The sequence below is a fragment of the uncultured Lacinutrix sp. genome, from assembly GCF_947500325.1.
Classification (GTDB): domain Bacteria; phylum Bacteroidota; class Bacteroidia; order Flavobacteriales; family Flavobacteriaceae; genus Lacinutrix.
Genome location: NZ_CANMRQ010000002.1, coordinates 351,078 through 366,712 on the forward strand (window position 1 = coordinate 351,078; position 15,635 = coordinate 366,712).

Sequence of the window (15,635 nt, forward strand, 5' to 3'; positions counted from 1 at the left end):
TTATACTACTTATTGTAATAATCTTCCAAAATAGAATCAATTGCTTTAACTACTATATTGGCGTCAGTTTTTGAAAAACATAATGGTGGTTTTGTTTTAATAACACTATCATTTGGACCATCTGTGCTAATAAGAATAAAACGATTTCTTAATTCGTTTTTAATGTAATGCGCTAATTTTGGATTAGGTTCTATAGAATTTTCTTTTACTATTTCTATACCAATAAATAAACCAGAACCTCTAACATCTCCAATACAGCTATACTTTTCTTTTAGTATTTTAAATAATGATTGGTAGTAATCGCCTACTAGTTTTGCATTTTGTTGTAGTTTGTTTTTCTCAATTTCTTTTAAAACAGTTAAAGCTATTTTGCATGATACCGGATTTCCACCAAAAGAACTAAAAAATTCAACCCCTTTACTAAAAGAATTAGCTATTGCTTTAGTGGTTACCACAGCACCCATTGGATGACCATTAGCAATTGGTTTTCCTAAAATAACTATATCTGGAATAACACCTTGTGCTTCATACCCCCAAAAGTAATCGCCTAAACGTCCAAAACCTGTTTGTACTTCATCGCTAATACAAAGGCCGCCTTGTTTTCTAATTGCGGGGTATATTTTTTTTAAATAGCCTTTTGCAAGTGGTACTTGTCCGCCACAACCAACAATTGGTTCTGTTATAAAAGCAGAAATGGGAGTTTCACTTTTTTCAATTTGTATGATAGCATCATTTGCATAAGATTCTCCTGCAGATCCATCATTATTTGTATGTATTCCTCTGTAAGTGTCTGGAATTACTGTTTTAATAATATGATTTTTTTGACCTTGCCCTTTTTTATTATTGTATTTATAATGACTAATATCTATTGAAGCTTGTGTGTTACCATGATAGCCATGTTCCATGACCATTATGGTGTCATGTTTTGTATGAGCATGTGCAAGTCTAATAGCTAAATCACTAGCTGCACTTCCAGAATTAACAAAAAAAACAGTGTCTAAAGGTTCGGGGAATTTAGATAATAAAGCCTCTGCATATTCAGGGAAAGCATCAAATAAATACCTGGTATTAGTATTTAATGTTGCTATTTGCTGTGTCGCAATAGTTGTGATTTCTGGATGCGAATGTCCAATATGTGGAATGTTATTATAGGCATCTAAGTAAGTGTTTCCATAAGCATCATACATGTATTGGAATGCCGATTTAGTCATGTATATTGGGTTATCATAACTTAATGATAAATTAGGGCTCGAAATCTGAAGCCTTTTTTTTATTACATTATCAATAGCTTTTGGTGTTTCAATGGCAAAATTGGCAGCTTTGCGAAATTCATTTTTAGCTTTTATCGGATTTATTTTTATCCAATTGTAAAGCATTTTCAATGCATTTTTTTCACTAACGGATGCATAACTGTTTTTAGGATCTGATTTTTTTGCATGCGCTGAATTACATAGACTTGTACATAATCGTCCTGCAATTAGATAATATAAAATGTCTAATTCTTTTTCCTCGAGAGGAAGTGTTTTGTGATATCCTTTTATTAGATATATAGCCCATTCTAAAGGATTGTCTTTGTCGTAACAAGCATATGTTATAGCTATAGCGAGTTCATTAATTAATGGAGAATGAGCTAAATCACCAAAGTCTATAAGTCCAGAAATAGTACCGTTTTTTATTAAAACGTTCCATTCGTTAATGTCATTATGAATAATGGATTTTCTTAATCCAGCTAAAAAAGGAGTTACATTTAATTGGTATTGTTGAAAAAAATACAAGACTAAATTTCTATTTCCCTTGTCTGGAATGTCTTCAATATATTTTTTATTGAGCTCTAAGTATTGCAAGTCCCATTCCCATTGCCTTGCTTTTAAAACATAGTTATTTAATTTTAAAAGCTGAAGATCCATTTTAGCAGTAAAAGCTCCAATAGATTCCATTAAATTATTTGTGTGTTTGATATCTCCTAAAAATGAACCATCTAAAAAAGTGAGTAATCTACAGATGGTTTTAGTGTTGTTTATGTCAACTATTTTTAGAAAGCTACCGTCTTTAAAAGCTATTGGTTGAGGAAAAGTATTATTGTTTTCAAATGCATTTAATATGCTATTCTCGGCTTCAACTAACGCTAGAATATCTTCTGAAAAGAGGTATGTTTTAAAGATAAATTTATCGTTATTGGTTTTTAGTAGATAATTTACATTATCGTAACCATTTAGTTTTTTTAACTCTACGATATCAAAGGGAAACCAATCTTTAATTATACTAATCATTATTATATTTTTAATGCGCTTCTAACCAATTCAAACCAGTATCTAACTCTACATCTAATGGAACATCCATTTTAAAGGCATTTTCCATTTCGGTTTTTATTAAGATTTTCATGTCTTCCAATTCAGGTTTGTAAACATCAAAAACCAGTTCATCATGGACTTGTAACAGCATTTTAGTTTTGTAATTGCCTGCTTCTAATTTGTTGTGGATGTTTATCATAGCGATTTTAATAATATCTGCTGCACTTCCTTGAATAGGAGCATTTACAGCATTACGCTCTGCAGCACCACGAACAACAGCGTTGCGAGAATTAATATCCTTTAAGTAGCGACGGCGCCCTAAAACAGTTTGTACATAGCCATTGTCTCGAGCAAAATCAACTTGCTCGCTCATATAAGCTCTTAGTTTAGGGTACGTTTCATAATAAGTGTCTATAAGTTCTTTAGCTTCACTACGTGACAAATCGGTTTGGTTACTTAAACCAAAAGCAGACACACCATAAATAATCCCGAAGTTTACGGTTTTAGCATTGCTACGTTGCTCACGAGTGACTTCGTCTAAAGCAACGTCAAATACTTTTGCAGCTGTAGACGCATGAATATCTTCGCCGTTTTTAAAAGCTTCAATCATGGTTTCTTCTTTACTTAATGCTGCAATAATACGTAGCTCTATTTGACTATAATCTGCAGCTAATAAAATAAAATCTTCATTTCTAGGAACAAATGCTTTTCTTACTTGACGGCCACGTTCTGTACGAATAGGAATATTTTGTAAATTAGGGTTGTTACTACTTAAACGACCAGTAGCTGCTACAGTTTGCATATAATCTGTGTGTACGCGACCAGTAGCTTCTTCTACTTGTGTTGGTAAAGCATCGACATAAGTACTTTTTAATTTCGCTAATCCTCGATAATCTAAAATGTTCTGGATAATTTCGTGGTCTTTTGCTAAATAAGACAAGATGTCTTCTCCTGTTTTATATTGACCAGTTTTGGTCTTTTTTGGTTTATCAACCAGTTTTAATTTTTCAAATAAAATAATACCTAATTGTTTTGGTGAAGCAATGTTGAATTCCTCTCCAGCGACCTCATAAATTTTAGCAACTAAGGTTTCAATGTCATTATTCAATTCTTCAGATAAAGTATTTAAAAAATCTACATTTAAGTTGATACCTTCAACTTCCATTGCAGCCAAAACACGTAATAAAGGCACTTCAATATCATCAAATAATTTTTGAGTATTAGCATCACCTAATTCTGTTTGAAAATGCTCTTTTAATTGTAAAGTAATATCTGTATCTTCAACGGCGTATTCTGTTTGCTTGTCTAAAGGAACTTCTCTCATAGAGAGTTGGTTCTTACCTTTTTTACCAATAAGCTCCGTAATAGAAATAGGTGTGTAATTTAAATAGGTTTCAGCTAATACATCCATATTATGGCGCATATCTGGATTAATTAAATAATGCGCTAGCATCGTATCAAAGAGCTTGCCTTTTACATTAATATTATACTTGCGAAGTACTTTAATATCGTATTTTAAATTCTGTCCAATTTTCTCTATGTTTTCAGCTTCAAAAAATGGACGAAGTGATTCAATTATGTTTTGAGCTTCATTTTTATCTTCTGGAAATGGTAAGTAAAATCCTTTACCAACTTCCCAAGAAAAAGCAATGCCAACTAATTCTGCTGTTAATGGATTTAAGCCTGTAGTCTCTGTATCAAAACAAACACTAGTTTGGCTCATTAAATTTTTAATAAACAATTTAGTAGCCATTCCAGGAGCAACACTTTGGTAAAAGTGAGCATTAGTATCTATAGTATTGCGTTGAAATGTGTTTTCTGTTGCTGTATCTGCCGAAGACGTTTCTCCTCCAAATAAAGAAAACTGTCCAGCTCCAGCAGATTTAACTTCTTTTGGTGTCGCTTTGGTTTCGGTTTTTGTTGGAGTATTTCCAGTAGTAGTTGACGTTGCTTCTGTAGCAAATGTTTTATTAAAATTATCTATTAAACGTCTAAATTCTAGCTCTTGAAAAATCTCTGTTACTTTTGGTATATCTGGTTGGTCTAATTCAAAATCTTTAGCATTAAATTCTACAGGTACATCCAGCATTATAGTCGCTAATTTTTTAGATAGTAAACCTAATTCTCCATTAGCTTCAACCTTTTCTTTCATTTTTCCTTTTAGCTCATGTGTGTTAGCTAATAGATTTTCCATAGAGCCATATTGCGCTAAAAACTTCTTTGCTGTTTTTTCTCCAACACCTGGTAATCCAGGGATGTTATCTGATGAATCTCCCATCATTCCCAGGAAATCAATCACTTGTAAAGGATCTGTAACTTCAAACTTTTTTTGAACTTCTGGGATTCCCCATGTTTCATAACCACCACCAAAAACAGGTCGATACATAAAAATATTTTCGCTTACTAATTGCGCAAAATCCTTATCTGGTGTAACCATAAAGGTTTGGTAACCTTCTTTTTCAGCTTGTTTGGCTAAAGTTCCAATAACATCATCGGCCTCAAAACCTGCTTTTACCATAATTGGAATATGCATAGCTTTTAAAATGTCTTGTATTATTGGTACTGCTATTTTTATAGCTTCAGGTGTTTCATCTCTATTAGCCTTGTATTCTGCATACATTTCTACACGATCTGCACTTCCGCCTTTATCAAAACAAACAGCCAAGTGGTCTGGCCTTTCACGTTTTATAACATCTAAAAGAGAGTTCATAAAACCCATTATAGCTGAGGTATCCAAACCTTTAGAATTAATTCTTGGATTTTTTATAAAGGCATAGTAGCCACGAAAAATTAATGCGAAAGCATCAACTAAAAAGACACGTTTATTATCAGACATTTGTATAAATTTGAAAGAAATCAAATCTACAAAAACTTCTGCTTTTAATTTAAATTAATTGAATTACAATTCGTAATTTTCGACACTTAAATTATTAGAATGAATACATTTTCAATCGCAATTCATGGTGGTGCAGGAACTTTGGTAAAAGGAATGATGACTCCTGAATTAGAAGTACAGTATAAATTGGCTTTAAAAAAAGCATTAGATGCTGGATATGCTATTATAGAAAATGGCGGAACAGCTATTGATGCTGTTGAAAAAGCAGTTGTCTTATTAGAAGATTCTCCACTATTTAACGCTGGGAAAGGAAGTGTTTTTACTGCTACCGAAGGTCATGAAATGGATGCCGCAATAATGGATGGGAAAACTTTAAATGCAGGTGCTGTTTCATTAATAACTGGTATTAAAAACCCTGTATCATTATCAAGAGATGTTATGGAAAGAAGTGAGCATGTGTTTTTGGCTGGAGAAGGCGCTATGCAGTTTGCGAAAGAACTAAATTATAAACTGGAGAATGAATCGTATTTTTACGATGAATTAAGACACAATCAATGGTTGGAAATTAAAGGCACTGATAATTTTCAATTGGATCACTCGTTAAAAAAAGATTCAAAATTTGGAACAGTTGGAGCTGTTGCTTGTGATAAAAATGGAGATATCGCTGCGGCGACTTCTACTGGAGGCATGACAAATAAAAAATGGGGAAGAGTTGGAGATAGTCCAATGATAGGTGCTGGAAATTATGCCAATAACAAAACCTGTGCTGTGTCTTGTACAGGAAGTGGAGAATTCTTTATTCGTGGTGTTGTAGCTTATGATGTAGCTTGTTTAATAGAGCATAAAAATATGTCACTAAAAGAGGCATCAGAAGAAGTTATTAATAAGCGTATTCTTGACATTGGTGGTGATGGTGGACTAATTGCAGTTGACACCAAGGGTAATATAGCCATGCCTTTTAATACTGAAGGGATGTATAGAGCATCTAAGTCTTCAGCTGGAAAAGAGGAAATAGCTATTTATAAAGATTAAATAAAAGGCTCTTCAATAGGCAGAACTTTAACCTTTTTCTTGTCTATATGAAAACGGTCACCATTAGATAAAATATGTGTGCGCATATTAGTTAATGACATAGGTGTACCTTCAGAAAGAATTTTATGCTTATTATGTTTAATTCGGCGACCATCAAAAATAATAACCATTCCAGAGCCAATAACTTTACACTTATTATTTTTAATAATCATACCAGTATCTTCTGCTAAACCAATACCAATAAGCTTTGGGAATTGGGCTACAGCTTCAGATATTCTTCCAAAACGGCCACGTTTAATAAAATGAGTATCGATAATTAAACCTGGAATTAAACTTAACCCTTTATACATTTTTACAGCGCCTTTAATAAAAGATTCTGTAGCACTTCCACCAGCAATCATTTCATGAGACATCATCATAGCTCCTGCACTAGTACCAGCAACAACAAAACCCTTTTCGGTTTTATAGCGATGTTTTATTATCTCATGAATTTCTGTACCACCAATTTTATTGGTAATTTTAGATTGGTCACCGCCAGAAAACATAACGCAATTAGCTGCCTTAATTAAGTCTATGGCGTCTTTTTTTTCAGAATCTTCTTTACTTCTAATATCTAAAACTGTAACATTTTTACAACCTAAAGTAGAAAAAGCTTCTAAATAATTCTCTCCAACTTCTACAGGAATGCTTGACGCAGTAGGTATAACTACAATATTTGCATCTATTCCACCAGCTTCTTTAACTACATGAAAGAGAATGCCTTCGTCAATGAACTCTAAAGTATATTGTTCGTTCTCTTCTATTCCCTTATCTTCATTTCCACCAATAGGAATTAGTGTTCCTTTATTCGTAAGCATAAATTCGTGATTATATTATTTAATCTGGGCAAAAATAAACTAAATTTTTAGAGAAAATTGTATATATTTATATTCTTTCCTCCATACTAATAAATAAACCAAATAATATGAAAATAATAAGCATAAATGCTATGAGAGGGCCAAATTATTGGTCTATACGTCGTCATAAATTAATAGTAATGGTACTTGATCTTGAAAAAATGGAAGAGTATCCTACCAATAAAGTTGATGGTTTTTCTGAACGTTTAAAAGCAATGTTTCCCAGTATGTATTCCCATAGATGTTCTGAAGGATGTGAAGGTGGTTTTTTTATGCGTGTAGATGAAGGGACTTGGATGGGACATGTTATTGAACATATTGCTCTTGAAATACAAACACTTGCAGGAATGGATACAGGCTTTGGAAGAACAAGAGGTTATGGCGAAGAAGGTGTTTATAATGTGGTGTTTTCTTATATGGAAGAGAGCGTTGGCCGTTTTGCGGCTAAATCTGCTGTGCGTATTTGCGAAGCATTAATTGCAGGAGAAGATTATGATTTAGCTGAAGATATTCAAGAAATGCGAGAGCTTCGAGAAGCAGATAGATTAGGCCCAAGTACGGGTTCTATAATAGCTGAAGCAGAAGCGCGTGGTATTCCATGGATTCGATTAAATAAGTATTCTTTATGCCAATTAGGTTATGGTGCAAATCAAAAACGTATTCAAGCTACTGTAACTAGTGAAACCAGTAGTATTGGTGTAGAATTAGCATGTGATAAAGAAGATACTAAGTTTTTATTAGAACAAGCTGAAGTTGAAGTCCCTCGTGGTGATATTATACGCCGAGAAAGGAGTCTTGCAGAAGCTTGTGAGTATGTAGGATTTCCTTTAGTAATAAAACCAATTGATGGTAATCATGGCCGTGGTATTACTGTAGATATTCAAAATTATGATGACGCACTTGTTGCTTTTAGACATGCAAAAGATAGTTCAAGAAGTGGAGCAATTATTATTGAAAAATTTATAGTAGGAGAAGATTATAGATTATTAGTAATTAATAATAAATTAGTTGCAGCTGCAATTAGAACACCCGCTCATGTTATAGGTGATGGGAAATCTACTGTTCAAGAACTTGTAGATAAAGTGAATGAAGATCCAAGACGAGGCTATGGTCATGAAAAAGTATTAACACAAATAACAATTAACGAGCTGACGCAGAAACTTATAAAAGATGCTGGTTATACTTTAGATTCTGTAATTGCAGATGGAGAAAGACTGGTTTTAAAAGATACTGCAAATTTAAGTACAGGAGGAACAGCAGAAGATGTTACAGATATTGTTCATCCAGCCAATGTGAGTATGGTAGAGCGTATTTCTAAAATTATAGATTTGGATATTTGTGGTGTAGATATTATGACTACAGATATTACAAAGCCACTAGCAGAAACAGGTGGTGCAGTTTTGGAAGTTAATGCTGGACCAGGCTTTAGAATGCATCTAGCTCCAACAAGCGGATTGCCTAGAAATGTTGCAGCACCAGTAATTGATAAACTCTTTCCACAAAAAGGGGATACTGGACGTATTCCAATTATTGCTACTTCTGGTACTAATGGCAAAACAACAACAACGCGTTTAATTGCTCATATTGCAAAAATGAAAGGTTATCGTGTGGGATATACTACAAGTGATGGTGTTTACATTCAAAATAGATTATTAATGACTGGAGATTGCACAGGTCCTGCAAGTACAGAATTTGTACTTAAAGATCCAACTGTAAATTTTGCTGTCTTAGAATGTGCTAGAGGTGGATTGCTACGTGCTGGATTAGGATTTAAAAAATGCGATGTTGCTGTAGTTACTAATGTTGCAGCAGATCACTTAGGGCTAAAAGGAATTCATACTATAGAACAATTAGCTAAAGTAAAAGCAGTTGTGCCAGAAACGGTATTACCAGATGGATATGCTATTTTAAATGCAGATGATGATTTGGTTTATGATATGAGGCGTAATGTAGATTGTAACGTTGCATTATTTTCTATGGATGAAAATAATCCTCGTGTTAAAGCTCTTCAGCGTAAAGGAGGTATTACAGCTGTTTACGAAAATGGTTGGGTTACTATTTGTAGAGGTGAATGGAAAATGCGAATTATGGAAGCGATAAATATTCCATTAACCTATGGAGGGAAAGCAAAATTTATGATTCAAAATGTTCTTGCTGCAGTATTAGCTGCTAATGTGCAAGGTATAAGTAATGAAGATATAAAAGCAGGATTGGAGACCTTTATACCATCAGCTTCACAAACTCCTGGACGTTTAAATTTATTTAAGTTTAACGATTTTTCAATTCTACTAGATTATGCACATAATCCTGCAGGAATGAGAGCGTTGCAAAAATTTACAGATGAACTGGATGCTACTGTTAAGGTTGGCATTATTGCAGGAATTGGAGATAGAAGAGTCGAAGATAATAATGAAATGGGAAGCATCGCTGCAGAAATGTTTGATGAAATTATTATTCGACAAGATAAACGCTTACGAGGAAAAACAGAAGAAGAGCTTATTAAAATGTTAGATGATGGCATTAAAATGAAAGACCCGAATAAGAAAACAACTATTATTCCTTCTGAAAAGGAAGCAATCACTTTTGCTGTAAAAAATGCAAAAAAAGGATCGCTTATTATTTTATGTAGTGATGTTATTCCAGATGCATTAGATCTTGTAAAGCAATTTAAAGAACAAGAAGCTCGAGGCGAATTAAATTTTGCAAATTAACTAAGCTATTAATTTTTAATAAATTAAAACGTCGAAAATTAAGTTTTCGGCGTTTTTTATTATTTGGCTTTTATAATAAATTTAGATTGGATATTTTCGTTTTTTCCATCATGAAACTTAGTCATGCTAAACCATTCGTGTATAGCAAAACTACCAGTTTCACCCTTTTTATTTACAGCAATGTAACCTACTTGAAAGTTTTTATAATCACTATTGGGCTTGTTTATAATACGTTTAATAGCTTCTTCACAAGCAGCTTGAGGTGATTTGCCTTGACGCATTAATTCAACCACAAGAAAACTACCAACAGTCTTAACAACTTCTTCTCCCAAGCCAGTTGCAACACAGCCTCCAATTTCATTATCTATAAATAAACCAGAACCAATAATTGGCGAATCTCCAACACGACCAGCCATTTTGTAAGCTAATCCACTAGTAGTACAGGCACCAGAAATATCACCATTCTTGTCTATGGCTAGCATTCCAATGGTGTCGTGATTTTCTATATTAATAATTGGTTTATATTTAGAAGTGATTTTCCATTCTTCCCATTTTTTCTTTGAAGCTTCCGTTAGTAAGTTCTCTTTTTTATAGCCTAATTTGTACGCATATTGCTCTGCACCTTTTCCAGAAAGCATGACATGAGGCGTATTCTCCATAACATTTCTAGCAATAGATATAGCATGCGTTATATTTTGCAAATGAACAACTGAACCACAGTTTCCATTTTTATCCATAATACAGGCGTCTAAAGTTACGTTTCCGTCTCTATCAGGCAAGCCACCTTTTCCAACAGATTGGTTGTTTATATCTGCTTCCTCAACTTTACAACCTTGCTCAACAGCATCTAAAGCATTACTCCCTTTTTGAAGTATTTCCCAAGCTTTTGTTGTAGCATTTGGCACATTCCATGTAGCTATTACTAATGGTAATGATAGCGCTGATCTGGTTGTAGATGCCAAATTTTCTGTTTTAGAATTTTCTGAACAGTTGGTTAACGTTGTTCCAACAGCGAGTCCAACACCAGTTAATGACGTGCTTTTCAGGAAGTCTCTTCTTTTCATTTTAAATTATTTATAGTTACAATATATAAATTCTATTGTTTATGTATTTTGAAAGAAATAAAAAAGGCTCACTTTTTAGTGAGCCTTTTTTATTATTACTATACTTTACTAGTATTCTACTCCTTGTTTATCTAAAACAGTTTTTGTTATAAATGCATAGAATAATAAATATGCAAAACATAATACTGCAATCCAATAAGAAGATTGTATATTAAAAACATCTGCTAATTTTCCTTGTAATGGCGGAATAATAGCGCCACCCAAAATCATCATCACTAAAAAAGCAGAACCTTGAGATGTGTATTTTCCTAAACCAGCAATACTTAATGTAAAAATACAAGGCCACATAATTGAACAGAATAAACCACCAGATAAAAAGGCGAATAATGCGATATTTCCTGATGTAAATACACCAATTAGCATAGCTAAAACTCCAAGGAGGCTAAATGTTTTTAATGTTTTTGCTGGATTGTCTTTTGCAAAAAAGAAACCGCCAATTTGTACAGCTACACAAATAGCAAAAAATAGTATTTCATTAGTTGAAAATATTTTTCCTCCAATCCAATTTGATAAAATAATCACAGCTAAAGCTATATAAGGCACAATAATTAGAAGTGCTTTTTTTAAACCTTTACTTGGGCTAAAAACAGTAATGGCACCAACCCAACGGCCAACCATTAATCCTCCCCAATACAAAGAAATAAATGGTGCGATTTGTGCATCGTTTAATGCTGTTAAACCGAGTTCGTTTAAACCTGTGTCATCAACTACTTTTTTAAGCAGTTCTCCTAAATTACTACCAACTGTAACTTCTACACCAACATAAGTGAAGATGGCTAACATTCCTAAAACCAATTGTGGATATTTCATAGCTCCCCAACCGTCAGGTTTTTTAGAAGAACTTGAATACGCAAATAATATGCAGCCAATAACTGCTGCTAATGCAATAATTAACAAGGTTAGTCTTTTGTTTTCTAACGCTTCTGAAACTTCAACATCACCAAAATATGTACTAAAAATATAACCAAAACAGCCAAAAATTATGATGGTTAAAACAATCAATAAGTTTTTTGCTTTGTTAGCAGGTTCAAAAGCAGTTTCTGATTTTAAAGCAGGTAATTTTTTTGAAAAATGAAATAATGCAGCAGCAAGTAAAAATAGTACGCCAACACCTATATATAGCATTTGTACTGTGTTTAATGTAATCTCGTTATTTTTAATCATTCGGGTTAATTCTTCACCAGATATTGGTGTTGAGCCAAAGATTATAAAAGCGACTACAATTGGTGCTATTGTTGTTCCAAAAGAGTTTATTCCTCCAGCTAAATTAAGCCTGTGAGAACCTGTTTTTGGATCGCCTAATGCAATAGCAAATGGGTTTGCACTTGTTTGTTGTAAAGAAAAACCGAGACCAACAATAAATAAAGCGACTAATACAAAATAGAAAACAGCTGTTTGTCCTTGTTCTGCACCTGCAGTAGCAGGATACATTACAAATGCCCCAATTGCTGAGAGTAATAAGCCGTAAACAATTCCGTTTTTGTATCCCCAAGAATTTACAATGTCTTTTTTTATAGTACTAGATAAAATAAACAATAGCAAAGCTCCAATATAATAGGCGCCGTAAAATGCAAAATCGACTAATTGCGATTGGAATTGGTCAATATTAAAATACGTTTTACAAAAAGGAATAAATACACTGTTTGATGCAGCTATAAATCCCCAGAAAAAGAAGACTGTAACTAAAGTAGTTAAAGCCGATTTGTTGTTTTGGTTTGACATAGTATATTAATTAGTATAGATTAATGTAATTAATAATGTGTTAATCAATGAAATGAACTTTACACATTATGTTTTTATTTTACGCTTATTTCATCAACAAACACCCAGCTTCTTCCATCATGTTTGTGTCCTAAATGCCATTCTGGTAATTTTCCTAATTTTTTTGCTACAAGCTTTACATAGCGGTAGTTTCCTTTTTGGTTGAATGTTATGTTTTTTATTGAAACATCTTCAGATTCTATTGTTGCATCAATTTTTTGATTTTTTGCTAAAGATTTAAAGTTTTTCCCATCTTTAGAGACTAGACATTGTACTTCGGTTGGATAAAAAATCCATGAGCGTTGGTCTTGTAAAAAGCCGACATTTACACTGTTTATTTGTTTTTCACTACCTAAATCTACAGTAGCTATAACATCTTTGTCAAAATAGCCTTGCCAGGTTCCTGTTCTAAAATCTTGCGCACCAACTATGCCGTCAATTAATGCATTTTTGCCTCCACCATTATACTGATTAGCATATTCTGAATCTAATTTAATTGATAGATTTGGATCTATTTTGAAGAATTGAGTAGTGATTTCGGGACTCTTTTTTCCATTTAATTCAGCATATACTTTTAATGTGCCAGCTTCAGAAATAGAAAAAGGTTTTTCGTATTTTTTATACTCAGAATCATTTTCAGAATAATAAATTGTAGCGTCTTTGGTATTACTTTGTAACTCAATATTTGTAGATCCATTAAAAGCAGTCTCTCCTTTTGAAATAAATGGAGATGATACAATTAAATGTTCTTTAATTTCAGTTTTTGGCTCTTCACCTTCTTTTGTTGCCCATGAAGAAGGTATACTAGACATTTTAAAATGAAGTGTTCCCCCATTAATAATATCGCTATGCGATATATAAGATTGTTTTAAGGGTTGACCATTTAAAGAAGCCGATTCTATATATTTATTAGTATCGCTTAAGCCTTCTGTAGAAACAGTAAATTGGTTTCCATTTTCTAAGTTAAACGTTCCCTTTTTTAATAAAGGCGTTCCAATTATATATTCATTAGAGCCAGGTGTTACAGGGTAAAATCCTAATGAACTAAAAATATACCAAGCACTCATTTGCCCGCAATCTTCATTCCCTGAAATGCCATCAGGTGTATTGGTATATAATTCAGTTAAGATTTGATGAATTTTCTCTTGAGTTTTATGAGGTTTATTTACAAAATTATATAAATAAGCCATGTGGTGACTTGGCTCATTGCCATGAGCGTATTGGCCAATCAAACCTGTAATATCTACTTGATGACTTCCAGAGGTTTTATCTTTGGCAACAAATAGTTTGTCTAAATTAGATTCTAATTTATCTTTTCCTCCTAATAAATTTATAAAACCAGTAACATCTTGCGGAACATAATAACTGTATTGCCAAGAATTGGCTTCAGTATAATTAAAGTTTACTTCATAAGGATCGAAAGGTGCAAACCATGTGTTACGGAAGCGGCCACGCATAAATTGTGATTCTGGATCATAAATGTTTTTATAGTATTGTGCACGTTCACTGTATTCTTTATAGATATCATTTTTATTCATTGCTTTTGCCATCTGTGCTATAGTCCAATCATCGTATGCATATTCTAATGTCTTAGATACCGATTCACTTTCTTCTTCTACAGGTATAAAACCGAATTCTTTATACGTTTTTAGCCCTAATTTATCACGGGTAGCACTATGTAGCATTGCTTTAAGTGCTTTTTCAGCATTATAACCTTTAATACCTTTTAGGTAAGCATCTGCAATTACAGGTACTGCGTGATAACCAATCATGCAACCTGTATAATTAGCAGCTAGATCCCAAATAGGCATAATACCGCCTTCATCTTTTTTGGCTAAAAAAGTATTGATGAAGTCGTTTGTTTTATCTTGCTCAATAATTGTATATAAAGGATGTGTAGCACGATAAGTATCCCAAAGAGAAAATACAGTATAATAATCAAAATCTTTGGCTTCATGTATTTTTAAATCCATACCTCTGTAGCGTCCATCTACATCTTGATATAAATTTGGAGCAATAGAGACATGGTACATTGATGAGTAGAAATTTGTTTTATAATCATCATTATCACTTTCAATTATAATTTTTTCTAGTTGCTTTTCCCAAAAGTCTTGCGCTGTTTTTTTTACTTGTTCAAAAGTTTGATTCCCTATTTCGCCGTCTAAGTTTTTCTTAGCCCCAGCTTCATCTACAGCAGAGATTCCTATTTTAACATACACAGGTTCATTATTTGGGTTGTTAAATTGAATGGCAGCTTTTTTACTTTCGAACTTATAGTTTTTAGAAGATATAGCATCACCTATATCATAACTTATAGTTTTAATTTTATGAGAAAACGTAATGTAATAATACAATTGCTGGTTTTTTGCCCATGCTTTAGAATGTCTAAAACCTTGAATTGTATTATCATTAAGCATATTGATTTTATAATCAAGCACTTCATCTCGATGTTCTAAATCTAAAATTAAGATTTGGTTTTCAGCAGATGGAAATTCATATTTATGTACACCACTTCTTTTTGAAACGGTTAATTCTACATCAATATTTGTGTCATCTAAATGCACTTTATAAAAACCAGGTTCTGCAGTTTCCATTTTGTGAGAAAAATGAGATTTATATCCTTTTTTATCATTAGAACCATTATTGAAAATTACTTCATTTGTAGGCATTAATAAAATATCGCCATAGTCGCTAACACCAGTTCCACTTAAATGTGTATGCGAAAAGCCATATATGTATTCGTCACTGTAATGGTATCCAGAGCATCCGTCCCAACCATCTAATCGTGTGTCTGGACTTAGCTGCATCATTCCAAAAGGCATTGTTGCACCTGGATAAGTATGTCCATGACCTCCAGTGCCAATAAATGGATTTACATAAGAAATTAAAGGTTTATCTTTTACTGCAGCCGCGATATTATCCTCTTTTTTACAGTTAGTTAAGATTAGAAATAAACTAAAAAGGATTACTAATTTGTGTCTCAT

Annotated in this window: 8 protein-coding genes; 2 read left to right on the plus strand and 6 right to left on the minus strand. The window is 33.0% G+C overall.

The genetic code is table 11. From position 1 onward, the window contains the following. Positions 1–5 precede the first annotated feature (5 nt). Together Q0997_RS04385 and polA are read right to left on the minus strand one after the other, a co-directional pair. Complete coding sequence (locus tag Q0997_RS04385) at positions 6–2,270, minus strand: aminotransferase class III-fold pyridoxal phosphate-dependent enzyme (RefSeq protein WP_299885063.1); 2,265 nt, start codon at positions 2,268–2,270, stop codon at positions 6–8. 10 nt (positions 2,271–2,280) lie between these two features. Continuing rightward, positions 2,281–5,127 (minus strand): DNA polymerase I, encoded by a 2,847-nt coding sequence (gene polA, locus Q0997_RS04390; RefSeq protein ID WP_299885065.1) that lies wholly within the window; start codon positions 5,125–5,127, stop codon positions 2,281–2,283. A gap of 99 nt (positions 5,128–5,226) precedes the next feature. Here polA and Q0997_RS04395 point away from each other — a divergent pair, with 99 nt between their 5' ends. Then, positions 5,227–6,159 (plus strand): isoaspartyl peptidase/L-asparaginase family protein, encoded by a 933-nt coding sequence (locus Q0997_RS04395; RefSeq protein WP_299885068.1) that lies wholly within the window; start codon positions 5,227–5,229, stop codon positions 6,157–6,159. Here Q0997_RS04395 and Q0997_RS04400 read toward each other — a convergent pair. After that, a complete protein-coding gene (locus Q0997_RS04400; protein ID WP_299885070.1) occupies positions 6,156–7,016 on the minus strand; it encodes a cyanophycinase in 861 nt (286 codons plus the stop codon). The genes Q0997_RS04395 and Q0997_RS04400 overlap by 4 nt on opposite strands. A 107-nt stretch (positions 7,017–7,123) precedes the next feature. Between Q0997_RS04400 and cphA the strand changes: the two genes are divergently transcribed. Next, positions 7,124–9,766: a cyanophycin synthetase gene (cphA, locus tag Q0997_RS04405; protein WP_299885073.1), complete on the plus strand. Its 2,643-nt coding sequence runs from the start codon at positions 7,124–7,126 to the stop codon at positions 9,764–9,766. A 59-nt stretch (positions 9,767–9,825) separates the two neighbouring features. Here the strand turns inward: cphA and Q0997_RS04410 are convergent, their stop codons facing one another. The 3 genes from Q0997_RS04410 to Q0997_RS04420 form a co-directional block, all read right to left on the minus strand. Next, complete coding sequence (locus tag Q0997_RS04410; protein WP_299885076.1) at positions 9,826–10,830, minus strand: isoaspartyl peptidase/L-asparaginase family protein; 1,005 nt, start codon at positions 10,828–10,830, stop codon at positions 9,826–9,828. 108 nt (positions 10,831–10,938) lie between these two features. After that, positions 10,939–12,612: an MFS transporter gene (locus tag Q0997_RS04415; protein WP_299885079.1), complete on the minus strand. Its 1,674-nt coding sequence runs from the start codon at positions 12,610–12,612 to the stop codon at positions 10,939–10,941. Positions 12,613–12,686: 74 nt separating this feature from the next. Then, a complete protein-coding gene (locus Q0997_RS04420) occupies positions 12,687–15,635 on the minus strand; it encodes a GH92 family glycosyl hydrolase (RefSeq protein ID WP_299885082.1) in 2,949 nt (982 codons plus the stop codon).